Source organism: Malaciobacter halophilus (assembly GCF_002837275.1).
Classification (GTDB): Bacteria; Campylobacterota; Campylobacteria; order Campylobacterales; family Arcobacteraceae; genus Malaciobacter; species Malaciobacter halophilus.
The window spans coordinates 110,260-135,574 of record NZ_NXIF01000027.1; the positions used below are offsets into that span (position 1 = coordinate 110,260).

Genomic DNA, 25,315 nt, shown 5'->3' on the forward strand with positions numbered 1-25,315 from the left:
TATGAAAAATGAACAAGAATTAATACAAAAAGCTGTAAATCTTGCGGAAAAATGGCAAAATAGAGCAACTGAACTTGTAAATGATTGGGATAAACAGTTCTCTATAAAAATGAAAAAAATGCTTGCACACCCAGAGGATAAAGCACTTTTAATAGAGTTAATGGATCAATGTTTTAGAACAAACTCTAATAAAAGAGTAGCAGACCAAATTATCTTTTTGCTTGAAAAACATGGAATGGCACATTTTTTTACTACTAAAGATAAAACACTTTTATGGCTTTTTCAAAACTTTGGTAAATATTTACCAGATTTATCAGTTCCTTTATTTGTTAATCAAATTAGAGAAGATACAAAAACAGTTGTAATTAAAGGTGAAGATGAGCCTTTTAATGAACACTTAGAAAAAAGAAAAAAAGAGGGAACTAGAATCAATATTAATCTTATTGGTGAAGTTGTTCTTGGTGAAGATGAAGCAGAAGAGAGAATTCAAAAATATTTAAAAGCTTTAGAAAATCCAAATATTGATTATATTTCTATTAAAATATCTACAATATATTCACAAATAAATTCAATGGATTTTGAAGCAACAGTTTCAACTTTAGTTAATAAACTAACAAGAATTTATGAGCAAGCAAAAAAGTACCCATATATTGCCCCAGATGGTACAAAAACAAATAAGTTTATAAACTTAGATATGGAAGAGTATAAAGATTTAACAATTACTGTAGAAGTATTTAAAAGAACACTCTCTTTGCCTCAATTTAAAGATTTTTATGCAGGAATAGTTCTTCAAGCTTATATCCCAGATTCATTTTTAGTTCAAAAAGATTTATGCCAATGGGCTAAACAAAGAGTAAATGAGGGCGGAAGTCCTATTAAATTTAGATTAGTAAAAGGTGCTAATATGGAGATGGAAGAGACAGAAGCATCTCAAAAGCACTGGCAAATGGTAACTTATACAAATAAAAGTCATAGTGATGCAAACTATAAAAGAATGGTAAAGTATGCACTTGATAAAGATAATGCTACTTATATGCATGTAGGAACAGCTTCTCATAATCTATTTGAGTTAGCATTTGCAACAGTTTTAGCTGAACATAATGCAACTACAAAGTTTCATACTTTAGAGATGTTAGAAGGAATGAGCGAATCAGCAAGACTAGCAATCAATGAAATTTCAAAAGATGTAATCTTATATGCACCAACTGCTGCAAGAGAACAGTTTACAAATGCTATTGCATATTTAGTTAGAAGATTAGATGAGAATACTGGGCCAAATAACTTTATTAGATACTCTTTTGGATTAAAAGTTGGAACAAAAGATTGGAATGACCAAAAAGCACTATTTATAAAATCTTTTGCTTTAGAAGATGAAGCTTTTATTGGAAGTTTTAGAACTCAAAATAGATTAACAGAAAAATGGGATACTTTTAATAACTCTTCATATGATACAAATGAGTATCATGCTGAAGCAGACACGGACTTTATATTATCTCAAAATCAAAAGTGGGCAAGACAAATTGTTAAAAAATGGCAATTTACAAAAGATACTACACATGAAACTAAACCAATAGTTGTAGCAGGAAAAGAGATTGTAACTGGAAGAAAAGTTTACAAAGCATTAGATAAATCACAGTTAAAAGATGAAGTTTTAGCTGGTAAGTTTGCAATGGCCAATGAAGATGATTTGAAAAGAGCTGTTGAAACTGCTAAAGCTGATGTTGATGGTTGGAGAGCTAAAACATATGAACAAAGACATGCTATTTTAAAACAAGCAGCAATTAAAGTAAGGGAAAGAAGAGGTGACTTAATAGGTATAGCAGCTGCAGAAGTTGGTAAAGTATTTACGGAAACTGATGTAGAAGTTAGTGAAGCTGTTGATTTTATCGAGTTTTATTCTCATTCATCAAGATATTTTGAGAAATATACAAACTTACAATTTAAAGGAAAAGGTGTAGGTGTGGTTATTCCTCCTTGGAATTTCCCTGTTGCAATTCCTTTAGGAGGAGTAGCAGCTACTTTAGCAGCTGGAAATACAGTAATTATTAAACCTGCAACAGTTGCAGCACTTACAGCATATGAAATGTGCAAATGTTTTTGGGATGCTGGAATATCAAAAAATGTGTTACAGTTTGTGCCTTGTCCTGGAGTATTAGCAGGTGAGCATTTAGTTGCAAATGAAGATGTTGATTATGTGATTTTAACAGGTGGAGAAGATACAGCAGCATCAATGCTTGAAACAAGACCTAATCTATTTTTAACTGCTGAAACAGGTGGAAAAGATGCAACTATTGTTACAAATATGGCAGATAGAGATCAAGCAATCAAAAATATTTGTCAAAGTGCTTTTGGTAACTCTGGTCAAAAATGTAGTGCAACTTCACTTCTTGTTTTGGAAGAAGAGGTTTATAATGATGAAAGCTTTAAAAAGGCACTTGTTGACGCTGCTAAGTCTATGAGTGTTGGTTCTGTTTGGAATTTAAAAAATAGAATAGGTACTTTAGCAAATAGTGTGTCTGGAAAATTGAAAGAAGCGATTGAAAATCTTGAAGAAGGTGAAGAGTGGGCATTAGCACCATCTTTTGCACAAGACAATGAATATATGTTAAAACCATCAATAAAATGGAATGTAAAAGAAGGAAGTTTTATTCATATGAATGAACTTTTTGGACCAGTACTTGCTGTTATGAAAGCAAGAAATTTAAAGCATGCAGTAGATATTGTAAATGCAACAGGTTACGGACTTACTTCTGGTATTGAATCTTTAGATGAAAGAGAAGTTAATTATTGGAAAGAGCATATAAAAGCTGGTAATTTATATGTAAACAGAGGAACAACAGGAGCGATTGTTTTAAGACAACCTTTTGGAGGAATGGGCAAATCTGCAATTGGTGCAGGAAGAAAAGTTGGTATTTACAACTATATAACACAATTTGTTGATTTTGAAGAAGTAGCAAAACCAGAGATAACAAAAAGTTTTCATACTGATTTAAGTAGATTTATTAGTCATTGTAAAGATAAGTATATAAATGACAAAGAAGATTTTGAAAAACTTGAAGTTGCATTGCAATCTTATTATTATAATTTAAATACAGAGTTTAATAAACAAAAAGATTATTTTAAAGTAAGAGGAGAAGATAATCATTTTAGATATATACCTTTAAATAGAGTAATTATTAGAGTTAGTGATGATGATACTTTATTTGAAGTAGTTAGTAGAGTTTTAGCTGCAAGAGTATCTAAAGTTCATTTTACTGTATCAATTAATAATAATGATAAAGTAGAAGAGTTTTTTAAAGAAGCTACTATTTTATTTTCATCAAAAGATAGATTAGTAAAACATACAGATGAGAAACTTGCAAATGTAATAGGAAGTTATGAAAGGGTAATTTATTCTGACATATCAAAAGTTCCTGATACTATTTTTAAAGCAGCCAGTAAGCATCTTGGGACATTTATTGTTAGAATGAAACCTATGATGGAAGGAAGATTAGAGCTTCTAAATTATTTTAAAGAACAAAGTATTTCTCATTCATACCATAGATATGGAAATATTGGGGCAAGAGAGTATAGTAAAAAGTAAGAGAAATCTCTTACTTTTTAAAAATTAGTTTGTGAAAAGTGTACTCTTTTTTTTGGATCAGTTTCTATATATTTTACTTCATCTATTTTTTTAAATCTTGTTTGAGCACCTATACCATTTGCAATTTGTATAGCTAAGCCTGGTCTTGCATTTAGCTCTAATACTAAAGGACCTTTATCTTTATCAATTACAATATCAGCTCCTAAGTAGCCCATATTTGTCATATCAAAACATCTTGATGCAAGAATTAAAATATCATTCCAAAAAGGAATTTTTAACTCTTTTAGAGGTTTTTTTGTATCTGGATGAATATACACAGGTCTATCAAATTGAACTGCATTTAATGCCTTTCCTGTTTTTATATCTATACCAACTCCAACAGCACCTTGATGAAGATTCGCTTTTCCATCACTATTTGAAGTGGATAACCTCATCATTGCAAGGGCAGGGTAGCCTTTATATACAACAACCCTAACATCAGGAACACCTTCATAACTAAATTCATCAAAAGCACTATCAAAATTGACTAATTTTTCAAAAATTGCAACATCATTTCTTCCTCCAAGAGAGTATAAGCCACTTAAAATATTTGAAATATGTCTTTTTATATCTGAATACTCAAGTTCAACACCATTTGGTTTGATAAATTTATCACCAACAGTTTTTACAATTACAAGGATACCTTTCCCTCCACTTCCTTGTGCTGGTTTAATAACAAAACCATTTTCATTTTTAATATAATGTTTAAAGTTATTAATCTGAACTTGATACTCTATAAATCCTAAAAGTTCAGGAACAGCAATATTATGTTTTTGTGCAATTTGTTTTGTTTTTAGTTTATTATCAACTAAGGGAAAGTTTTTTCTTTCATTTAAATTTCCTATATAGTTGATATTTCTATTATTCATACCTAAAATACCTAGTTTTTTTAGTTTAAAAGGATTTGCAAAAAACATATTAATCAACCATTGATTTAAATCTATAAAGCTCACTTAATCTATATCCACTATATCTTCCAAGAAGTATAATTAATCCAAGAACTGCTAATAATACTTCAGGAAAATTAAATGTTATAAAACTAAGTACACTATTTGTCATGGCAAAAAATGCTAAAATCGATACAAGTAAAGAACCACTTCCTTGTAAAATTACCTCTTTAGGTCCATCTTCTTCCCAAATAATTGACATTCTTTCTATTGTCCATGCTAAGATGATAATAGGAAAGAATGTAATACTTGTTGCATATTGTAATCCAAGTTTTTGTGATAAAATAGCAACAAATGCCATAATTCCAACAACAACAATTAATACAGCAGATATTCTAGCTACTAATAAAAGATTTAAATAGGATAAGTATGACCTCACAATAAGTCCAATTGTAACTACTAAAATAAACATTAAAATACCTGGAAGAAGTTGAGTTTCAATAAAGGCCATTGATAATAAAATTGGCATAAATGTACCTGATGTTTTAATTCCCACAAAAACTCTCATTATTACAACTACAAGAGCTCCTAGTGGAACTAATAATAGTAGTTTAAAGGTATTTTGGGCTTCATTTGGTAAAACAAATAAAGAAAAATCAAGTAGTGTATTTTGATTTTTTATATCTTTAGATAAAGCCGCACTTCTTGCAGGAACAATACTTTTAGTTACAGAAAATCTTACACTTGAGTTTCTAACTCCTTCTGCATCAAGTAAGTATTGAGAACCTCTTTGCCAAATAAAAATATCGTTATTATTTGAAACTTGTCCTTTGTTTATATCAAATAAATACCATTTGTCTTTATATAAAACTTCAAGCATAGGAGTTAATTCGATATTTCTTTGTCTATCTTTTAAATACAAAGCTCCAATAGTTCTTACTTTATAGCCCATCTTATCTAATAATTGAACTAAAGTATCTCTTTTTTGTTTGCTTGATTTCATAAAGTTATTTTTTATCATTATTGTGGCTTGAGAAGCCTCTTTTTTATTAAATTCATCTATTAAAAGTGCAGTAAAACTTAAACTATTTGCACTTTTTTGATAAATATTATTTAATAAAGATGTTGCTGCTTGTACAAAAGCAGTAGGCACTTCTTTTCTAATAATATCTTGTTCTATTATTTCAGTTTTTTCTGCTTTGAAGTATTTATCTTTTATGGCATCAATTGAGTAATATAATACTTGTTTACCTTCTACTTCTCTTTTTGTCCAATTTCCTTTTTTTACTCCATTAATATAGCTATTTGCATAACCAAAGTTTGAAGAACTTGACTCTTCGTTAATAATTATTAAACCGTCTTGTTTTGATGGGAGAGCCATTGAGATGGATGCACTTTGATTTTTTCTCCCTGTGAAACTAATTTTTGCTTCAATATTCCATATATTAACTGTTTCATCTTGAACTAAAGGAAAACTTAAGAATTTAACTTTATATGTCATAAGTGCAACAGAAGCAATTATAAGTAATAAAGAGAATATTACAATATTATTTTTTAATTTCATTTTTGCTCTTTTTTGGTTTTGTTATATACTCTTTAGATACATCAACTAAAAAAAGTCCATATAAATAGTTTTTTCCAATTAGTACCGGATATGTAAACTTGCTTCTATTAGTTAAAGATACATCAATTAATTGGCTTACATTTGCAAGATTTAATTTCATTCTTACTACATATCTTTTTTGGTTTTTAGCACCATGTCTTTTTATCTTTACAATTCTATGTAAAGGAAGAGTTTTATTTATAAGTTTTCCATCTTTATCTTCTAAATCAAATTTTATCCACTTATTTCCATCTCTTTCAAACTCTTTTATGTTTAAAGCATGAATAGAAGTAGTTGTTGCTCCTGTGTCTATTTTTGCTTTTAAAGTAATATCTGAAGAAGGTATATAAACATTTTCAGATGTTCCTACTACAATCATTGAATCTTTTATAGCTGGTTTTTTGATAATGATTTTTTTAACAATTTGTTTTATTATTTTTGGTTGGGGTTCTTGTTTTTTGTCTTTTTTTTCAATTTGTTCATTTTTTTCGATTTTCTTATCAAGATTTAAATCAGTTTTTGTAGCTTTTTCTTCTTTTTTAATCTTTTTTTGGTACTCTTTTTTGTTATTATTAGAGTCTTCTATATTTTTTTTGGGTATATTAGTAGTAGCACAACCACTAATAAAGGCACATATAGTAAGTGCTGTTATGGTTTTAAGATAACTGTTCATTTATCTACCTTATAAATTAGTATATTTTAAGAATGAAATTATAATATTTTTATCTAAAATTGCAGTAAATTGAAGAAATATTAATATTGATAAAAAGAGTTTAACTCTCTTTACCATACTTTAAAAACTTTATTTGTTCTAAAAGCATATTACCAAAGCCCATTGGTAAATTTGGATTTTGATTTTGCACAGTTTCTATTAGAGTTTGTATCTGTTCCTCTGTCATATTTTGTGCATAAGGCATAATTGTCTCTTTTATTTTGTCAATAAACTCTTGTTCTTCTTCTTTTGTCATAAATTAGGCTCTCTTAAATAAGTTTGAGGTTAAAATTATAATGTTTTAAACTAAAACTTGAGTAAAATTTGCTCAAATTGTTTTAATATTAAATAAAAAAATAATATAATGAAAAAGTAATTAATTTACATCTAATCTGTTATTTACTTCTTAATGAATAACAAATCAAAATCACACTTACAAGGAACACTATGTTTAATCCCGTTGTTGTGGCAGTAATACTTATGATTGTATTAAGTTTATTTAGAATCAATGTAGTTATTGCTTTAATTTTTAGTGCTATTATTGGAGGCTTAGTTTCAGGTTTATCTTTATTTGAAACAGTTGATGCTTTTAGTAGTGGACTTGGTGGAGGTGCAAGTATTGCACTTAATTATGCTATGCTTGGGGCATTTGCTGTTGCTATTTCCAAATCTGGAATTACTGACTTATTAGCAAAAAAGATTATTTCAAAAATGAAAAGTGATGCAACAAAAAAAGAGATTATTTGGTTTAAAGCAGTGCTTTTAACTTTAATTTTATTGGCTTCTGTTTCATCTCAAAACTTAATACCTGTGCATATTGCATTTATTCCTATTTTAATTCCACCTTTATTACATGTATTTGCAGAGTATAAAATTGATAGAAGATTAATAGCTTGTGTACTAACTTTTGGTCTTACTGCTACATATATGCTTCTTCCTGTTGGATTTGGGGGAATTTTTTTAAATAATATTTTACATAAAAATCTTGTTGAAAATGGAGCTAATATTGCAGTTGAACAACTTCCTTTTGTTATGGCAATACCTGTTTCTGGAATGTTTTTAGGACTTTTAGTTGCTATCTTTTTTACTTATAAAAAACCAAGAGATTACTCTATTAAAAAAATAAAAGAGATTGAACCAGAAAATAAGCAAATGAAACCTTCATATATTGTTACTGCATTAGTTGCAATTGTTGCAGCTTTATCATTACAGTTATACACAGACTCGATTATTGTAGGTTCACTTGTTGGATTTATAATTTTTATGATGGGTGGTGTTATAAAAGTAGATGAAACACAAGATGTATTTACAAAAGGTGTTCATATGATGGCAATGATAGGTTTTATTATGATTGCAGCTTCTGGATTTGCAGAAGTTATGAAAGCAACACAAGGAATAGAAAGTTTAGTAGGTTCAATTACATCTGTAATAGGAGATAATAAATCTTTTGCTGCTTTATTTATGCTTGTTGTTGGTTTATTAGTTACTATGGGAATTGGTTCATCTTTCTCTACAATACCAATCATTGCTGTTATATATGTTCCTTTAGCTATGCAGTTTGGTTTTTCTCCTTTAGGAGTTGCTGTTTTAGTAGGTACAGCAGCAGCATTAGGTGATGCAGGAAGTCCTGCTTCAGACTCTACACTAGGCCCAACTTCTGGTTTAGGAGTAGATGGGCAACATGATCATATTTGGGATAGTGTTGTTCCAACATTTCTTCACTATAATATACCATTAATACTTTTTGGATGGTTAGCTGCTTTATATCTATAAAAATAACTACCACTTTTAAAGTGGTAGTTTAATAAAATATTCATATTTCTTGATTTATAAATAAAGGCAAAAGAGATTTAGCTTTGAGATTAAGTAGGGGGAGAACAACATTGCTAAATAAATAAAAATAAGTATGTAAATCTTTGCCTTTTGTTTTAATAGTAAAATTATAACTTTTTTATGTGTAGTTTACATGTAGTAATAATTTTTTGAAATAATCATTACAATTTAAATCTATTTTATTTCATTTTTTAAACTTTTTGATATAATTGCGAAAAAAATGATAGATAGGAATTTTAAATTGGTAGAATTAAGTAAAAAAATATCAAAGCTTGTTGGAAAAACTAATGCCGAGTATGGACTAATAAAAGAGGGTGATAAAGTATTAGTTGGGTTTAGTGGAGGTAAAGACTCTACTACACTAATTCATGCATTAAAGCATCTTCAAAGAGTTGCACCTTTTAAATTTGAATTTAAAGCTGTAACGGTAACTTATGGAATGGGTGAAGAGTTGCAATTTCTGGCAAATCATTGTAAAGAGCATGGAATTGAACATGAAATAGTTGATACTGAAATTTTTGAAATTGCTGGTGAAAAAATCAGAAAAAACTCTTCTTTTTGTTCATTTTTCTCAAGAATGAGAAGAGGGTATTTATATACAACAGCACAAGAGCAAGGATATAATAAATTAGCATTGGGACATCATTTAGATGATGCAATGGAATCATTTTTTATGAATTTTTTATATAATGGTGCTTTAAGATCAATGCCTCCAATATATAAAGCAGAAAATGGTTTGGAAGTTATTAGACCTCTTATTTTTTGTAGAGAGAGACAATTAAGAGCATTTGCACAATCAAATGAGATTAGTGTAATTGGTGATGAGGCTTGTCCTGCAATGAGATTTGATATAAAAATGCCTTACGCAAGAGAAAAAACAAAAAAACTATTAGAGCAAATGGAAGAAGATAATCCTCAAATGTTTATTTCAATGAAAGCAGCATTTAACAATATTCAAACATCTACTTTTTTTCAAAAAGAGTTCTTAGACAATTATAAAAAGGATTAATATTGAATATATTAATCTCATCTTGTCTTTTAGGTGAAGATGTAAGGTATGATGCAAAAAGTTCTTCCTCTTCTATAAAAGATAAAGAACTTTTTAATAAGATAATAAACGAATTTAAAATTTTTTCTATTTGTCCAGAGGTTAGTGGAGGATTAAGTATTCCAAGACCTCCTAGTGAAATTGTAAATGATAAAGTTATTACAACTGATGGATTAGATGTAACTAAGATGTTTAATAAAGGTGCTTTAAATACTTTATCATATTGTAAAGATAATAATATAAAAATTGCCATATTAAAATCAAAATCTCCTTCATGTGGCAATAGTATGGTATATGATGGAACATTTACTTCAACATTAAAAAAATCAAAAGGTATAACAACTAAACTTTTACAAGAAAATGGGATAAAAGTATTCAATGAAACACAATTAGAACAATTTTGTGACTATATAAAGAGTAGTTTAAAATAGTTTATATTATATTAACTAATTATTTTTATATAAGGAAAACAAATGAAAAAACTTCTAATTGCTCTTATGTTAAGTACTTGTACTTTATTCTCTTTTGATAAGGTAAGTATTGGTTATTCAACTACTAGTTATGACTCAAATATTTATGACCTCTCTTTAATAACAGATACAAATTATAAGCTTTTTTCTCTTCCAGTATCTTTAGAATTAGCTTTTGATTATATAGATTCTACAAATAATAGTGATGAGTTATTTATTTCAAGTTTTCAACCAGTTATAACTTATGATTTTAATAAGTATTTTTTTATTCAAGGTGCTTTAGGATTTGCTTATTTAAGTGATAAGTCTTTTGAAGATAGAAAGTTTGGTACAAATTTTCAGTTTAAACAGAGTGTTATCTTTGGTTATAACATAAACAAACATTTATCGACTACTTTAAGATATAATCATATATCAAATGCAGATTTAGATGATAATAATAGCGGTTTAGATATTTTTGGTCTTAATTTAATCTATAAGTTTTAAACTTATAGATTTTCATTTACTAAACTAGATAGTTTTAAAGGGTCTAATGCTCCACTTACTCTTTTAACTTCTTCTGCTTGTTTAAATATTGCAATTGTAGGAATAGATTTTATTAGAAATCTTGAAGCTAATGATTCTTGTTCTTGGGTATTTACTTTTACAAATAATGCTTTTAAAGAGTATTTATTTGAAACTTCATTAAAAATTGGAATCATCATCTTACATGGGTTACACCAAGGTGCCCAAAAATCAATAATAACAGGAATATCAGAGTTTACAACTACATGATCAAAAGTCTGCTCAGTTAATTCAATAGGAGTTGTATCTAATAAAGAGTTTTTACATTCTCCACAGTTTGCTTTTAAATAAGAGTCTTTTTTAGGTATTTTATTAACTTTTAAACAGTGAGGACAAACTACATTTATCTTGTGCATAATTTAAGCCTTAATATTTAGCAGCATACTTGAAGTTTCATTTTGTGTTTCTATTGCATTTGCATTAGCGCTATAAGCAATTGTATTTGGTATTTGAGAAGTAATTGCGTCAATTAACTCTTGAGTTACTTCTTGATTTTGAGAGTCTGGTATACTATTTGCAACATTAGCAATTGTTTGGGCATTATCTGCAACTTGAACTTGTGTTGCAACCATTGCATTTAAATTCATACTATTATCAATTCGCATTTTGTACTCCTTCTTGCTCTTTACTTAAAAGAAGCATTTTATTTAAGTTTGCAGTTCTTGCTATTGAAGCATCAGCACTACTTAATCCATCTGGTGCAGTAGAAGCTTTTTGAAGTCTATCTAGTTTTGCAATTGCAGATGCTTCATCTTTAGGTATTGAAGTATCAAGTCTTACATGTCCTCCAGTTGCATAAAGCTTTCCATCTGGTCCCATTTGATAATTGTAAGAAATAGCACCCTTTGTATTAGCTAAAGAAGCATGAAGTTGTTCATGTGCTCTAGTTTTTGCATCTAGATTTTCAAATTTATCTAAAACTCTTTGATAATCTTTTTCATCAATATTTTTACCATTTGTTAAATTAACAGAGTCATTTTTTTCATGTGATGATTTTTCAAAATCTTTTTTATCTATATTAGCTAACTGTGCTTTTTTTTGTGCTATTTGTTGATAAATAGATGATGCTGTTAAGTTATCATTTATTAACATGGTTTTCTCTTTTTTTATATTTTAAATATTCTAACATATTTTAATTGTTTTGTAAAGATTTTTTAATGTATCATAAAGCTTTAAAAAGTGTTGAAAATTAATAATAGTTAAACTTATTTTGGATATAATCAAACCTATGAAAAGTAAATTTTTTAAATCAATCTCTTTTAAACTTACAATTTTAGTAACTATAATAATTGTTACTTTAATAAGTGCAAGTTTTCTATTTAATTCACAAATTGATAAATTAAAAAAACAGATTGATAATATCTATTTTGGAAATTTTGTTCCTTTAATTACTTTAGATTTAGTTTTAAAAAACTATCAAACTATTATTCAATGTAAAAAAATAACAAATAATAAATGTGATATTACAGCTGAAAGAACTGTGATTTTAAAAAATTGGAATTCATATAATAACTCTTATAAAACACAAAAAGAAAGAAAGATTGTTGATGATGTTAATAAATCAATAATAAACTCTTTTAAAATCGATAAAATCGATATTTATGAACTTGTTATGAAGCAAATAAATTTTTTAAAAGATTATGAAGTTGATGTTGCTTATAAACAAAGAAGAGCTTTTTTAACTGACTATTCAGACATGAAAAAATATCTTTTATACAATATAATAGCTATTATTATAGTTTCTTTTGCTATAATAATATTTATAATCTACCAAATAATAAAAAAAGATAATCAATTAACTATATTAACAAGAAAGTATAAAATAGAATCTATTACTGATTCTATGACAAATCTTTATAATAGAAAGTATTTTGATAATATTTTTGATAACTTACCTTTTATTTCAAATGCAAATAACTGGAAAAGTGCTTTTGTAATGGTAGATATTGATTTTTTTAAGCAGTATAATGACACTTATGGACACGATTTAGGTGATGAAACATTAAAAGCAGTTGCTAATACTTTAAAAGAGTATTTTAACAAAGAGTATGAATATGTTTTTAGACTCGGTGGTGAAGAGTTTGGAGTTGTACTTTTTGATACAGATGAAGATATTTTAATTGAGTGTTTAGATGACATTAATAAAAAAATTATTCAATTAAATATTGAACATAAAGCTAGTAAGATATTAAATGTAGTATCAATCTCTATTGGTGCAGTAATTTATGAACCTTATAGTTATGTTTCAGCAAATAAGTTGTATAAGATTGCAGATGAAAATCTTTATAAATCAAAACAAAATGGTAGAAATCAGTTTACACTTTAAAAGGAGAGTAGTTGACTTTTTTATTTAATAAAAATAATCACTTTAATTTAGCAAATACTGTAACATTTTTCAATATTGCTTCAGGTATTTTAGCTATTTATTTTCTTACTCACGAACAGTTTTTTGGTGCAGCGCTATTTGCATGGTTAGCTGGAGGGTTTGATATTTTAGATGGAAAAATTGCAAGAAAATATAATTTATCAACAGATTTTGGAATTCAGCTTGATTCATATGCTGATTTTTTATCTTTTGTTATTGTTCCAACAATGTTTATATATTTTGCAATAATTGATGGAAAAGAGTTGATGTTATTTACTCCTTTAGTTGTTTTTGCTTTTATATATTATGTAATTTCTGGTCTTAGAAGATTGATACAATTTAATTTAAATGCAGATGTTGGTGAAGTTGAAAAGTACTTTACAGGTGTTCCAACTCCACTTGGTGCAATTTTATTATGGGTTGTTTATCTAATTTGGTTAGGTGGATTTATCTCAGAAGGTTTTGTTTTAATTGCAATGATTGTAATTGGTTATTTATTAAATTCTAAGATAAAAATACCTCATCCATAATGAATAAAGTTATTTCAATAGATTTAGGCTCAAACTCTTTTAGAGTTTTAGTTTATGACTGTTTAAATCACAAGGCCATTTCGGAATTTAATCAAGTTGTAGGAATGGCTGATGGTTTAGTAGATACTGGAATGATTTCAAAAGATGCACAAGAAAGAGTAATTAATACAATACGATATTCAAGTGAAAAATTAAACTATAATCCAAAAGAAGCTGTTTGTGTTACAACTGCTGCTATGAGAATGGCAAATAATTCACAAGAAGTACTTGATAATTTTTATAAACAAACTGGTGCAAAATTTAAGATAGTTGATGGAAATGAAGAAGCAAGACTAACTCTTTTAGCAGTTAAATATGCTTTAAAAAGAGAAAAACTTAACTCAGATAAATTTATATTACTTGATATTGGTGGTGGTTCTACTGAAATAATAATTAACACAAAAGATGAGTATCAAGCTCATAGTTTTAATTTTGGTATAGTCACATTAACACAAAAATTCAATAGTTATGAACTTTTACAAGAAGAATTAAATTTAAGAAAAAATGAAATAAAAAACTTTTTAAATACTTTCCAAATAAACTTAGAAGATTATACATTTGTTGCAACGGCAGGAACACCTACAACAATTGCTGCAATTAAATTAGGGCAAGATTTTTTCCATTATGATAAAGAGCAAGTAAATGGAACAGTAGTAAATTTAAATGATTTAAATGAATGTTTAGAACTTTTTAGAACATCTTCTACAAAAACAATAACTAAGCTTGTTGGAAGTGGAAGGGTTGAATTTATTGAAGTTGGTGTTTATATATATAAAACAATTTTTGAAGCTTTAAATAAAAAAGAGTCTATTGTTTTAGATGATGGATTAAGAGAGGGTGTAGCTATTAATCAATGTTTATTAAAATAAACTATGATAATAGTCTAACACTTTGCTCTTGCACAATATTTGCTTGTGAAACAGCTAAGTATCCTACATTTGCAAATAGATTATTTTTAGTAAAATCATTGGCTTCTTTGCCAAAGTTTATATTATTTGTTTGATTGTTTTTAACTAATTCTTGTTGCTGTTTTAAAACATCTTTTGCATTCTCTTGTATTTGTTGAGATGTTTGTTCAAATTGATTAGATAAGTCATTTAAATATTTTTCACTAGTATTAAGTTTACCCACTAAAGTATCAAGTTCTTCACTATTATTTAAATCTGAATTTTTAATATCATTTGCTAATTCATTAGAAATTATTGGAGTATTTACTTTATTTATTTGCAAATAGGCCTCTTTTGTATCTATTGTAAAACTATTATTTTCTTGGTTTGAGTCTTGAGTTGCTAAAATTGATTCTTTTTTATATTTTGTTTCAATTGCAATAGAAGTAAAATCTTTTAGTTGATTTGTAAATTGTTCTTTTAATTGATTTTTATCTTCAATGTTTTTATCAAGTAAATTTTGTTTTATATCAGATATTATTTCTTGTTGTTTTTGAATACCATTTTTAGCAATAGAACTAATAGCAATACCTTCGTTAAAAGTTTGTAAAGAGTTTGATAATTCATCTCTTTTAAGATTATATGATTCACTTATTGATAGATTTAAAGCATCATTTGTTATTGGTTCAATTCTACTGTTTTGAGTAGTTCTATTTAATTGTTGTTGTGGTAGCGAATTAAGATTCGTGACATTATTACTAATACTATTTACATCCATCTTAATCAACTCCTAGTTTATACTTGCTTAATTTTATCTAAAAACTACTAAAACTTAGCTAAATTATAGAGGCAAAAACACTTATTAAAGGCTGTTTAATGAATATTTTTGTAGAATACAAACTTTAATTTAACGAGGGAGAAAGAACTATGAAAATGACTGGCGCAAAGATGGTTATTGAATCATTACACCAAGAAGGGGTAAAAACTGTATTTGGTTACCCTGGAGGCGCTATTATGAATGTCTATGATGAGATATATAAGCAAAACTATTTTGAACATATATTAAATAGACATGAACAAGCATCTATACACGCAGCAGAAGGTTACGCAAGATCAACAGGAAAAGTTGGTGTTGCAATAGTTACAAGTGGACCAGGATTTACAAATGCCGTAACGGGTCTAGCAACTGCATATATGGATTCTATTCCCCTCGTCGTTATTTCAGGACAAGTACCAACAGCAATTATTGGAACTGATGGTTTCCAAGAAATTGATGCAGTTGGAATTAGTAGACCGTGTACTAAACATAACTATTTAGTTAATAAAATTGAAGATTTACCAAGAATAATAAAAGAGGCATTTCATATTGCAAGTACTGGAAGACCAGGTCCTGTGCATATTGATATTCCAAAAGATATTACAGCACAAGTTGCAAATTTTGAGTATCCAAAAGAGGTTAATTTACCTACTTATAAACCAACAGTAAAATATAATAAAAGACAATTAAAAAAAGCAATGACAGCAATTTCAAAAGCTAAAAAACCTTTATTATATGTTGGTGGTGGAGCAATTCTAGCAAATTGTGGTCATGAAATTAGAGAGTTTGCAAAAAAAGCCAATATTCCAGTAGTTGAAACTCTTATGGCAAGAGGAATTATGGGGCATGATAATCCATTACTTATTGGAATGCTTGGAATGCACGGAGAATTTGCTGCAAATATGGCAGCATATGAAACTGATCTTTTAATTTCACTTGGAGCAAGGTTTGATGATAGAGTAACAGGAAGACTTGATGAGTTTGCTTCTAAAGCAAAAGTTATTCATGTTGATATTGACCCAGCAACTATTGAAAAACTTGTAAAAGCTGATTATCCAATTGTTGGGGATTTAAAAGTTACTGTAGAAGGAATGTTAAGTACTCTTGGTGAGTTTGAGTTAAATGACTATTCAAACTGGGTAGCTTTATTAAATGAGTATAGAGAAAAAGAGCCTTTAAGATATATTGATTCAAATACTGTTATTAAACCTCAATGGCCAATTCAAAGAGTAGGTGAAATTTTAGGAAGCAAAGCAATTGTTTCAACTGATGTTGGTCAACATCAAATGTGGACAGCACAATTTTATCCTTTTTCTTTTCCAAGACAGTTTATAACTAGTGGAGGTTTGGGAACTATGGGATTTGGTCTTCCTGCTGCAATGGGAGTTGCAAAAGGTAATCCTGATAAAGTATCTATTAACTTTTCAGGTGATGGTTCTATTTTGATGAATATTCAAGAACTAATGACATGTGTTGAATCAAATTTACCAGTAATTACTATTATTTTAAATAATAATTATTTAGGAATGGTTAGACAATGGCAAACAATGTTTTATGAAAATAGATTATCTGAAACAGACCTTTCTATGCAACCTGACTTTAAAATGTTAATAGAAGCATTTGGAGGAATTGGGTATAGAGTTACTACTAAAGATGAGTTTGATAAAGCATTAAAAGATGCTGTGGATAAGAAAAAACCTGCAATGATTGAGGTTATTGTTGAAAGAAACGAAGAGGTATTGCCAATGGTTCCAAATGGGCATGCTTTAAATGAGATGACATTAATAGGAGATAACAATGAATAATTTTAATCATTACTATGATACTGAGACTATAAGACAGGTTATTTCTGTTATTGTTATTAATGAACATAATGCATTATCAAGAATTGTTGGGCTTTTTTCAGCTCGTGGATATAATATAGACTCATTAACAGTAGCTCCAATATCAGGAAGCGAGTATTCTAGGATGACAATTGTTACTACAGGGGATAAAAGAATAATAGATCAAATTGTAAAACAGTTAAATAAATTAATTCCAGTTTTAAAAGTTAATGAGCATAGAAATGTAATTGAAAAAGAGACAGTATTAATTAAAATACCAATTGATCAATCTATAAGCGATGTTGAAGTTATAGCAAGGGCATATAATGGGCATATTCAAAATGTCACAGATGATGCTATTGTTATATCTGCAACAGATGAACCACATAGAATAGCAAATTTTACAAATATTATGAATAACAGATTTAACCCACTTGAAGTTGTAAGAAGTGGTGTTGTTGCAATGGAAAGATAGAAGAGTTTTTCTTCTATCTTCTTTTGCTTGAAAGGAAAAAAATGAACTTAAAAGATATAGCTCAAGCATTAGATATAAAATGTGAAAATGATTTAGAAATTACTTCTTTAAATACTCTATTAGATTCAAATAAAAATGAATTAACTTTTTTAGAAAATAAAAAATATATTAATGATTTAGAAAAAACAAAAGCAGGTGCAGTCTTAGTAAAAGAAGAGTTCTTAGATAAAGTGCCTAAAGATACTATTGCGTTAGTTTGTGAAAAACCTTATATTGCTTTAGCAAAAGCAAGTAAGTTTTTTTCACCAAATATTATTGAAACAGAAGGCAAAGAAGCGATAATTGGTGAAAATACAAAAATATTACCAAATGTATATATTGGAAAAGACACTGTTATTGGTAGTAATTGTACTATTATGTCAGGTGCTTTTATTGCAGATAATGTAAAAATTGGTAATAATACAATTGTTTATCCAAATGTATCAGTTTACAGAGATTGTGAAATAGGTAATGATTGTATAATTCATGCTGGAACAGTTATTGGAAGTGATGGATTTGGTTTTGCAATTGATGGTGCAAACTATATAAAAATTTATCAAAATGGTAATGTTATTATTAAAAATGATGTTGAAATAGGTGCTAATTGTGCAATTGATAGAGCAGCATTTAAATCTACAATAATTGAAGATAGTGTAAGACTTGATAATTTAGTACATATTGCACATAATTGTAAGCTAGGTAAAGGTACAATTCTTACTGGACAAGTTGGACTTTCAGGTTCAACAGTTTTACATGAATATGTTGTTATGGGTGGACAAAGTGCAACTGCAGGGCATTTGGAAATTGCTCCATTTACAACAATCGCTGCAAGAGGTGGAGTAACAAAAAGTATTACTACTCCTAAAAAGTTTTGGGCAGGTTTTCCATTGATGGAACATAAAACATGGTTAAGACTTCAAGGAAAAATTGCAAAACTACTAAAGAAATAAAGGCTTCAAAATAGTTAAAAAAATTTTATCACTAATTTTTCTTTTTATAATATTTTATTTAGAGTTCTCTATTTTCGTATCAACACAAGAGAGTGTTGGAAAAATAGGGTATATGTTTGCACAAATGTCACATAGTTATTTTGGCTATTTGTCATATGTTTATTTATTTTTATTTTTATATCCTTTATATTTAATAAATTTTAAAGAGTATTTTGATTTAGCAGATTTTTCATTAAAAACTATGGTTATGCTTTTATTGTTATTTAGTTCATTAACTTTACAATCTTTAGTTGTTACAACTAAACAGCATAGTGGAATAATAGGAAACATAATTGTTAATGATTTAAATCCGTTTATTGGAAATGCTGGTCTTTGGATTTTTGTATTAGTGGGATTTGTAATTACTTTTACAGTTCTTTTTGAAAGTAGTGATTTTAGTTTTGGTTCAATTAAAGTTAAAATACCAACATTTTCCTTACCCAAACCAAGTGAAAAAAAATCAAATAATAAAAGAGCAAAAGTAAAAAATAATAATGAATCAAAAAGAAGATTAAAAAAAGAGAATAAAGCTAAGTCATATGAAGGTGTAACAGTTAAAGAAGAGGGTGATACAGCAGAAATTGTAATTGCTCCAACAATGGATAATTTAGAAAAGATTGAAGAGCTAAAAGAGATAATTAAAGAAGAGAATTTACAAGATAACAATCAAGAAATAAATGAGAAACAACAGCAAGAAATAATAAAAGAGAAATTAGAAAATGTTGATAATTTAGAAGAGTTAAATACCATAGAAGAGTTAGCTGTACAACATGGTATTATTGTAGATGAGCTTGAAGAAAATAAAAGACTTTTAGAAGATATAGAGTTAGGGAAAACTGAAAAACCAAAAGACTTTGAACTACCTTCAACTAAGTTTTTTCAAAATGCTCCAAAAGATAAAAAATCAAGAGTTTCAGAAGCAGTAATTGACCAAAAAATTGGAGATTTATTAGATAAACTTTCAATGTTTAAGATTGATGGAGATGTAGTAAGAACTTATACAGGTCCTGTTGTTACAACTTTTGAGTTTAAACCTGCACCAAATGTAAAAGTGTCAAAAATTCTTAACCTTCAAGATGATTTAGCAATGGCTTTAAAGGCTCAAACAATTAGAATCCAAGCTCCAATACCTGGAAAAGATGTTGTTGGAATTGAAGTTCCAAATGATGATATGCAAACAATTTTCATTAAAGAGTTATTAGAAAGTGAGATTTTCCAAAATGCAAAATCTCCTTTAACAATGATTTTGGGTAAAGATATTGTAGGAAAACCTTTTGTTACTGATTTAAAAAAGCTTCCTCACTTATTAATAGCTGGAACTACTGGTTCAGGTAAATCTGTTGGAATTAATGCAATGATTTTATCTTTGTTGTATAAGAATTCTCCAGATAATTTAAAACTTGTAATGATAGATCCCAAAATGTTAGAGTTTTCTATGTATAATGATATTCCTCATTTATTGACACCAGTTATAACTAAACCAACTGATGCAATTAATGCCTTATCAAATATGGTTGCTGAAATGGAAAGAAGATACACATTAATGTCTCAAACAAGAACAAAAAACATTGAAAATTATAATGAAAAAGCTAAAAAAGAGAAGTATGAGCCTTTCCCTTATATAGTAGTTGTTATTGATGAACTTGCAGATTTAATGATGACAAGTGGAAAAGATGTTGAGCACTCGATTGCAAGATTGGCACAAATGGCAAGAGCAAGTGGAATACACTTAATTGTTGCAACACAAAGACCATCTGTTGATGTTGTAACTGGTTTAATTAAAGCAAATTTACCTAGTAGGCTTTCTTATAAAGTAGGGCAAAAAGTAGATTCTAAAATTATTTTAGATTCTCTTGGAGCAGAGTCTTTATTAGGGCGTGGAGATATGTTATTTACACCTCCTGGTGTATCTGGACTTGTTAGAATTCATGCTCCTTGGTCTATGGAAACAGAGATTGAAAAAGTTGTTGAGTTTTTGAAAAAACAAAGAGAAGTAGAGTATGATATGAATTTTGTAAAAGATAGAAACTCTTCTAATATCTCTGATTCAAGTGGAGTTGAGTTAGGAGAACTTGATGAGTTATATGAAGATGCAAAAGATGTGGTATTAAATGATAAAAAAACTTCTATTTCATATATTCAAAGAAAATTAAGAATTGGATATAATCGAGCTGCTACAATTGTGGAACAATTAGAAAAAACTGGAGTTTTATCTGAAGCAAATGCAAAAGGTAATAGAGAGATTCTTATTTAATCTTATTTGTAATTAACTATATTTTGTATGTAGTTAATTACAATTTACTTAAATTTCTAATACAGCTTAAAATAATAAAAAATAACAACTTGTTTTTATATTCTTTATGATAAAATTAAATAAATAAATATAAAGGAGTATGTTATGAATACAAGTATTGTAGGAAGACACATAGAATTAACAGAACCAATCAAAGATTATATTAATAGTTCAGTAGAGATTTTCAAAAAATATAACTTAGATATTATATCAGTTAACTCAATCATTGTACAAGACGAAAAAAATGGTAAAAAAGCGTTTACATTTGAATTTACTTTAAATGTAGCTCACCTTGATACTATTGTTGTAAAACAAAAAGATAAAGATCTTTATGCTGCTATTGATATTGCTGTTGATAGAGTTAGTAAAGTATTAAGAAGACACCATGATAAAATCACTACTCATAAAGCTACTAAATTATCAGAAGTTGAGGCTAATGCTGTTGAAGATGAAGTTGCTTTAGAGCTTGAGAAATTCGAAAATGAAATTATTCCAGTAAAATTAGCATCTTATAAACCTATTGATATTCAAGAGGCTTTAGAAGATTTAAAATCTGGTGATGATTTATTTAAAGTATTCTACGATAAAGATCATAACTTAAGAGTACTTTATAAAGCTAAAGATGAAGGAAAATTCGGTCTATATTAATAGGTTGATTTTTAAATTTCACTATTAAGGTATTAGCTTTTTGCTAATACCTTTTTTTAATTTTATACATAGGATACAGTTTAAATGGAAAAACAACTAAAAAAGATTGCTTTAATTGGACAACCAAATGTTGGTAAGAGTTCACTTTTTAATAGAATTGCAAAACAAAGAATTGCTATTGTTTCAGACTTAGCAGGAACTACAAGAGATATTAGAAAACATGAAGTTGAAATATTAGGAAAAGAAGCATTAATGCTTGACACTGGTGGTATTGATGAAACAAATGATGCTATATTTAGCAATGTAAAAAGAAAAGCAGTTGAATGTGCAAAAGAGGCTGATATAATACTTTTTATGGTTGATGGTAAAAAAATCCCAGACGATAAAGACAAAGAACTATTTTATGAGCTTCAAAATCTTGGTAAAAAGCTTGCTTTAGTTGTAAATAAAATTGATAATGATAAAGAAAAAGAGAGACTTTGGTCTTTTTATGAATTTGGAATTGATGATAATGATTTATTTGGCATCTCTGTATCACATAATAGAGGTACTAAAGGATTATTTGAATGGATTGCACAAGAGTTACCAGAAATTGAAGATAACTCAAAAATTTCTGATATTATTGATTATCAAGATTTAGATATGGGAATAGAGGACTTTTTAAGTCCTGAAGATGATATTAATAAAACTGTCAATGAAAATGAGATAAATGTAGCAATTATAGGTAGAACAAATGTAGGGAAAAGTTCAATTTTAAATGCATTAATTGGAGAAGAGAGATCAGTTGTTTCTCCTATTTCTGGAACAACTATTGATCCTGTTGATGAGTCATTTGAGTATAAAGATAAGAAAATTACTTTTGTTGACACTGCAGGACTTCGAAGAAGAGGTAAGATTGAAGGAATAGAAAAATATGCATTAATGAGAACTAAAGATATGTTACAAAAAGCAAACTTGGCGTTAGTTGTTCTTGATGCTTCAGAAGACTTAGTTGATTTAGATGAAAAAATTGCTGGTTTAGTTGATCAATATGGTCTTGGAACGATAATTGTTTTAAATAAATGGGATGAGAACATAGAGACTTTCAAAGATTTTGAAAAGAAAATAAGAAGAAAATTTAAATTCTTATTTTATGCTCCAATAATTGCTGTTTCTGCAAAAACAGGTAGAAGTATTGAAAGATTAAAAGATAAATTAGTAGAAATTTATGATAATTATACACAAAGAATACCAACTTCAGCACTTAATAAAATTATTGAAGAAGCAGTAATTAGACATGCTTTACCTAGTCCAAATGGGAACTATTTACGTATTTATTATGCAACTCAATTTGAAACAAAACCACCTAGAATTGCATTGATTATGAATAAACCAAATCTTCTTCATTTCTCTTATAAAAGATATTTAATTAATTATTTAAGAGATAATTTTAATTTTGAAGGTACTCCAATTCATATAATTGTTAGAAAAAAAGGTGAAAGAGAAGATAACGAAATTGATGAAGAAGGCTTTTTTCAAGGCTAAGTAATGAAAAATATTTATCTACTTAATAACCTTAAGTTTGAAGGTATTAAAAATTTAGAAGTTTTTAAAATAAATTATCTTGTAAAACAGATTGATTTAAGTAAGTATGATGCACTTATATTTACTTCAAAAAATGCAGTCTATTCTATTGACTCATTTAATAAAGAGTGGAAAAAAATACCATCTTTTGCAATAGCTACAAAAACACAAAAAGTAATAAACAAATTGGGTGGTTGTGTTGAGTTTGTTGGTAAAAGCGGTCATGGTAATGATTATGCAAAGGAGTTGGTTCCATATTTGAAAAATAGAAAAGCTTTATATTTGAAAGCTTCAAAAACTGTATCTAATCTTATTGAAATTTTAAAAGATAATAATATTGATATAGATACACAAACTATTTATGAAACTATATGCAATGAAGATTTATCTTTTCAAGAGTTTGAACAAAATTCAATTTTTATTTTTACTTCTCCCTCAAGTGTAGAGTGCTTTTTTAGAAAATTTAAATGGCATAGAAGCTTTAAAGCAGTAGTTATTGGAAATACTACTGCAAAATTTCTGCCTAAAGAAGTTGATTTTTTTGTAAGTAGTTCAACCTCTGTACAAGAGTGTATAAAACTTGCTAGGAAGCTTTAATTTTAATCTTTACTTCAACCACATTTAGATAAAATAAATATATCTAAGTAGTACGGGATTTCCATTGTTGAGGGTCCGATACTGTATTTTTGTGAGTAGCTGTAATGCTATGGTGTGTAACGCTTCGTTTTGCTAGCGTTCCTAATGTAGTATTCATACTCCTATCGTTGGCTTTTGTGGGCCATTTTGATGGTTAACGGCTACTTGGATATTTAAACTACAAATTTTTAAGGAAATCTAGTGAATATATTAATTCTTGGAAGCGGTGGAAGAGAGTACTCTATAGGTCTTAGTATTTATAATGAAAAAAAACATAATCTATTTTTTATGCCAGGTAATGGTGCAACTGAAGACTTAGGTGAGAATATTAATATAAAAGATTATAAAAAGTTGGCTTTATGGGCAAAAGAGAATAATATTGATTTAACAATTGTTGGTCCAGAAACTCCATTAGTTGATGGTGTAGTTGATATTTTTAAAGAAGAAGATTTAACAATTTTTGGACCAAGTAAAGCTGCTGCAAAACTTGAAGGTTCAAAAGCTTATATGAAAAATATATTAAAAAAATATAATATTCCAACAGCAGCATTTATAGAAACAAGTAGTGAAAAAGAAGCTCATGAATTTATTGATACAATGAATGAGCCTATAGTTGTAAAAGCAGATGGTTTATGTGCAGGAAAAGGTGTAATTATTGCTCAAACTAAAGATGAAGCAAAAAATGCAGCTACTCAGATGCTAAATGGAGACTCTTTTGGTGATGCAGGTACAAATGTAGTTATTGAAGAGTTCTTAGATGGCTATGAACTATCTATTTTTGCAATTTGTGATGGAGAGAATTATAAAATATTACCAGCAGCTCAAGACCATAAAAGAGTAGGAGATAATGATACTGGGCCAAATACAGGTGGAATGGGTGCATATGCTCCAACACCTTTAGTAGATGATGAAATCTATAAAAAAGTTGAGCAAAGGGTAATTAAACCTACTTTAGAAGGAATGAAAAAAGAAAATGCACCTTTTGAAGGTGTTCTTTTTATTGGTGTAATGGTAGTTAAAGGTGAACCTATAATTTTAGAATATAATGTAAGATTTGGTGATCCAGAGTGTGAAATATTAATGCCTTTACTTCAAACACCTGTTTCTGAACTATTTTATAAAGGTGCTACAAAAGATTTAGATTCATTAGATATAAAAATTAAAGATGAATTTGCAGTTGGAGTAGTAATGGCAAGTGAAAACTATCCTTATTCAAGTAGTGAACCAGCTGAAATTATTGTTGATAAGATTGTTGATGAAGAGATTGCTAATAATACTCATATCTCTTTTGCAGGTGTAACAAAAGAAGATGGCAAATTAATGGCAACAGGTGGAAGAGTTTTAGTATGTGTAGGATTTGGACAAACAATTAAACAAGCAAGAGATAGAGCTTATGCTTTATGTGGACAAGTTCATTTTGCAGGTAAAAAGTGCAGAACAGATATTGCATATCAAGCTTTAAAGTAGAGATT

24 protein-coding genes are annotated in these 25,315 nt (G+C 28.2%); 16 read left to right on the forward strand and 8 right to left on the reverse strand.

Going from position 1 to position 25,315, the window contains the following annotated elements:
* The first annotated feature begins 1 nt into the window (after position 1).
* Positions 2-3,583: a proline dehydrogenase family protein gene (locus CP960_RS07560; RefSeq protein ID WP_101184810.1), complete on the forward strand. Its 3,582-nt coding sequence runs from the start codon at positions 2-4 to the stop codon at positions 3,581-3,583.
* A gap of 17 nt (positions 3,584-3,600) precedes the next feature.
* Here CP960_RS07560 and CP960_RS07565 read toward each other — a convergent pair whose 3' ends face one another.
* From CP960_RS07565 to CP960_RS07580, 4 genes are all read right to left on the reverse strand, one after another.
* Positions 3,601-4,575 carry an alpha-L-glutamate ligase-like protein gene (locus CP960_RS07565; RefSeq protein ID WP_228152036.1) on the reverse strand — a complete coding sequence of 325 codons (975 nt, stop codon included), beginning with the start codon at positions 4,573-4,575 and terminating at the stop codon, positions 3,601-3,603.
* Positions 4,541-6,073, reverse strand: coding sequence for a UUP1 family membrane protein (locus tag CP960_RS07570; protein WP_101184812.1), 1,533 nt, complete (start codon positions 6,071-6,073; stop codon positions 4,541-4,543). The genes CP960_RS07565 and CP960_RS07570 overlap by 35 nt, the downstream gene beginning before the upstream one ends.
* Positions 6,057-6,785 carry an ATP-dependent zinc protease family protein gene (locus CP960_RS13670; protein ID WP_119184486.1) on the reverse strand — a complete coding sequence of 243 codons (729 nt, stop codon included), beginning with the start codon at positions 6,783-6,785 and terminating at the stop codon, positions 6,057-6,059. Before CP960_RS13670 ends, CP960_RS07570 begins: the two co-directional genes overlap by 17 nt.
* Before the next feature lie 100 nt (positions 6,786-6,885).
* Complete coding sequence (locus CP960_RS07580; protein ID WP_101184814.1) at positions 6,886-7,080, reverse strand: hypothetical protein; 195 nt, start codon at positions 7,078-7,080, stop codon at positions 6,886-6,888.
* 191 nt (positions 7,081-7,271) lie between these two features.
* Between CP960_RS07580 and CP960_RS07585 the strand changes: the two genes are divergently transcribed.
* From CP960_RS07585 to CP960_RS07600, 4 genes are all read left to right on the forward strand, one after another.
* On the forward strand, positions 7,272-8,597 hold the full coding sequence (locus CP960_RS07585) for a Na+/H+ antiporter family protein (protein WP_101184815.1): 1,326 nt from the start codon (positions 7,272-7,274) through the stop codon (positions 8,595-8,597).
* Between the two features lie 301 nt (positions 8,598-8,898).
* Positions 8,899-9,666, forward strand: coding sequence for a tRNA 2-thiocytidine biosynthesis TtcA family protein (locus CP960_RS07590; protein ID WP_101184816.1), 768 nt, complete (start codon positions 8,899-8,901; stop codon positions 9,664-9,666).
* Between the two features lie 2 nt (positions 9,667-9,668).
* Complete coding sequence (locus CP960_RS07595; RefSeq protein WP_101184817.1) at positions 9,669-10,136, forward strand: 2-thiouracil desulfurase family protein; 468 nt, start codon at positions 9,669-9,671, stop codon at positions 10,134-10,136.
* A gap of 42 nt (positions 10,137-10,178) precedes the next feature.
* On the forward strand, positions 10,179-10,661 hold the full coding sequence (locus CP960_RS07600) for an acyloxyacyl hydrolase (RefSeq protein ID WP_101184818.1): 483 nt from the start codon (positions 10,179-10,181) through the stop codon (positions 10,659-10,661).
* A gap of 2 nt (positions 10,662-10,663) precedes the next feature.
* On the opposite strand, the gene trxC is transcribed toward CP960_RS07600, so the two are convergent.
* The 3 genes from trxC to CP960_RS07615 are packed head-to-tail and all read right to left on the reverse strand — an operon-like array spanning position 10,664 to position 11,831.
* Positions 10,664-11,095, reverse strand: coding sequence for a thioredoxin TrxC (gene trxC / locus CP960_RS07605; RefSeq protein ID WP_191321632.1), 432 nt, complete (start codon positions 11,093-11,095; stop codon positions 10,664-10,666).
* A gap of 3 nt (positions 11,096-11,098) precedes the next feature.
* Positions 11,099-11,344, reverse strand: a complete 246-nt coding sequence (locus tag CP960_RS07610; RefSeq protein ID WP_101184819.1) for a hypothetical protein — start codon at positions 11,342-11,344, stop codon at positions 11,099-11,101.
* Positions 11,334-11,831 (reverse strand): putative metalloprotease CJM1_0395 family protein, encoded by a 498-nt coding sequence (locus tag CP960_RS07615; protein ID WP_101184820.1) that lies wholly within the window; start codon positions 11,829-11,831, stop codon positions 11,334-11,336. The genes CP960_RS07610 and CP960_RS07615 overlap by 11 nt, the downstream gene beginning before the upstream one ends.
* A 136-nt stretch (positions 11,832-11,967) precedes the next feature.
* Here CP960_RS07615 and CP960_RS07620 point away from each other — a divergent pair, with 136 nt between their 5' ends.
* The 3 genes from CP960_RS07620 to CP960_RS07630 are packed head-to-tail and all read left to right on the forward strand — an operon-like array spanning position 11,968 to position 14,542.
* Complete coding sequence (locus CP960_RS07620) at positions 11,968-13,065, forward strand: GGDEF domain-containing protein (protein ID WP_101184821.1); 1,098 nt, start codon at positions 11,968-11,970, stop codon at positions 13,063-13,065.
* A gap of 11 nt (positions 13,066-13,076) precedes the next feature.
* A complete protein-coding gene (locus CP960_RS07625) occupies positions 13,077-13,634 on the forward strand; it encodes a CDP-alcohol phosphatidyltransferase family protein (RefSeq protein ID WP_101184822.1) in 558 nt (185 codons plus the stop codon).
* Positions 13,634-14,542, forward strand: coding sequence for a Ppx/GppA phosphatase family protein (locus tag CP960_RS07630; RefSeq protein WP_101184823.1), 909 nt, complete (start codon positions 13,634-13,636; stop codon positions 14,540-14,542). The genes CP960_RS07625 and CP960_RS07630 overlap by 1 nt, the downstream gene beginning before the upstream one ends.
* Position 14,543: 1 nt before the next feature.
* On the opposite strand, the gene CP960_RS07635 is transcribed toward CP960_RS07630, so the two are convergent.
* Positions 14,544-15,338 (reverse strand): hypothetical protein, encoded by a 795-nt coding sequence (locus CP960_RS07635; protein WP_101184824.1) that lies wholly within the window; start codon positions 15,336-15,338, stop codon positions 14,544-14,546.
* Positions 15,339-15,487: 149 nt separating this feature from the next.
* On the opposite strand from CP960_RS07635, the gene CP960_RS07640 reads away from it, so the two are divergent.
* From CP960_RS07640 to purD, 8 genes are all read left to right on the forward strand, one after another.
* Positions 15,488-17,182 (forward strand): acetolactate synthase large subunit, encoded by a 1,695-nt coding sequence (locus CP960_RS07640; protein ID WP_101184825.1) that lies wholly within the window; start codon positions 15,488-15,490, stop codon positions 17,180-17,182.
* Positions 17,175-17,675 (forward strand): acetolactate synthase small subunit, encoded by a 501-nt coding sequence (gene ilvN / locus CP960_RS07645; protein WP_101184826.1) that lies wholly within the window; start codon positions 17,175-17,177, stop codon positions 17,673-17,675. Before CP960_RS07640 ends, ilvN begins: the two co-directional genes overlap by 8 nt.
* 41 nt (positions 17,676-17,716) lie before the next feature.
* On the forward strand, positions 17,717-18,664 hold the full coding sequence (gene lpxD / locus CP960_RS07650) for a UDP-3-O-(3-hydroxymyristoyl)glucosamine N-acyltransferase (protein WP_101184827.1): 948 nt from the start codon (positions 17,717-17,719) through the stop codon (positions 18,662-18,664).
* 10 nt (positions 18,665-18,674) lie between these two features.
* The gene (locus tag CP960_RS07655) at positions 18,675-20,957 is read left to right on the forward strand and encodes a DNA translocase FtsK (protein ID WP_101184828.1); all 2,283 of its coding nucleotides are present in this window, start codon (positions 18,675-18,677) and stop codon (positions 20,955-20,957) included.
* 144 nt (positions 20,958-21,101) lie between these two features.
* Positions 21,102-21,644: a ribosome hibernation-promoting factor, HPF/YfiA family gene (gene hpf / locus CP960_RS07660; protein WP_101184829.1), complete on the forward strand. Its 543-nt coding sequence runs from the start codon at positions 21,102-21,104 to the stop codon at positions 21,642-21,644.
* A gap of 84 nt (positions 21,645-21,728) precedes the next feature.
* Entirely contained in the window at positions 21,729-23,168 is a 1,440-nt protein-coding gene (der, locus tag CP960_RS07665) for a ribosome biogenesis GTPase Der (protein ID WP_101184830.1), read from the forward strand.
* A gap of 3 nt (positions 23,169-23,171) precedes the next feature.
* Complete coding sequence (locus tag CP960_RS07670; protein WP_101184831.1) at positions 23,172-23,804, forward strand: uroporphyrinogen-III synthase; 633 nt, start codon at positions 23,172-23,174, stop codon at positions 23,802-23,804.
* Between the two features lie 240 nt (positions 23,805-24,044).
* Positions 24,045-25,310, forward strand: coding sequence for a phosphoribosylamine--glycine ligase (gene purD, locus CP960_RS07675; protein ID WP_101184832.1), 1,266 nt, complete (start codon positions 24,045-24,047; stop codon positions 25,308-25,310).
* Positions 25,311-25,315 lie beyond the last annotated feature (5 nt).

Coding starts and splice junctions, on each gene's coding strand:
- CP960_RS07585 (WP_101184815.1), top strand. CDS start 7,272: ATGTTTAATCCCGTTGTTGTGGCAGTAATACTTATGATTGTATTAAGT.
- CP960_RS07610 (WP_101184819.1), bottom strand. CDS start 11,344: ATGCGAATTGATAATAGTATGAATTTAAATGCAATGGTTGCAACACAA.
- ilvN (WP_101184826.1), top strand. CDS start 17,175: ATGAATAATTTTAATCATTACTATGATACTGAGACTATAAGACAGGTT.
- CP960_RS07600 (WP_101184818.1), top strand. CDS start 10,179: ATGAAAAAACTTCTAATTGCTCTTATGTTAAGTACTTGTACTTTATTC.
- CP960_RS13670 (WP_119184486.1), bottom strand. CDS start 6,785: ATGAACAGTTATCTTAAAACCATAACAGCACTTACTATATGTGCCTTT.
- trxC (WP_191321632.1), bottom strand. CDS start 11,095: ATGCACAAGATAAATGTAGTTTGTCCTCACTGTTTAAAAGTTAATAAA.
- CP960_RS07560 (WP_101184810.1), top strand. CDS start 2: ATGAAAAATGAACAAGAATTAATACAAAAAGCTGTAAATCTTGCGGAA.
- CP960_RS07635 (WP_101184824.1), bottom strand. CDS start 15,338: ATGGATGTAAATAGTATTAGTAATAATGTCACGAATCTTAATTCGCTA.
- CP960_RS07570 (WP_101184812.1), bottom strand. CDS start 6,073: ATGAAATTAAAAAATAATATTGTAATATTCTCTTTATTACTTATAATT.
- lpxD (WP_101184827.1), top strand. CDS start 17,717: ATGAACTTAAAAGATATAGCTCAAGCATTAGATATAAAATGTGAAAAT.
- CP960_RS07615 (WP_101184820.1), bottom strand. CDS start 11,831: ATGTTAATAAATGATAACTTAACAGCATCATCTATTTATCAACAAATA.
- CP960_RS07580 (WP_101184814.1), bottom strand. CDS start 7,080: ATGACAAAAGAAGAAGAACAAGAGTTTATTGACAAAATAAAAGAGACA.
- CP960_RS07630 (WP_101184823.1), top strand. CDS start 13,634: ATGAATAAAGTTATTTCAATAGATTTAGGCTCAAACTCTTTTAGAGTT.
- der (WP_101184830.1), top strand. CDS start 21,729: ATGGAAAAACAACTAAAAAAGATTGCTTTAATTGGACAACCAAATGTT.
- hpf (WP_101184829.1), top strand. CDS start 21,102: ATGAATACAAGTATTGTAGGAAGACACATAGAATTAACAGAACCAATC.
- CP960_RS07640 (WP_101184825.1), top strand. CDS start 15,488: ATGAAAATGACTGGCGCAAAGATGGTTATTGAATCATTACACCAAGAA.
- CP960_RS07620 (WP_101184821.1), top strand. CDS start 11,968: ATGAAAAGTAAATTTTTTAAATCAATCTCTTTTAAACTTACAATTTTA.
- CP960_RS07670 (WP_101184831.1), top strand. CDS start 23,172: ATGAAAAATATTTATCTACTTAATAACCTTAAGTTTGAAGGTATTAAA.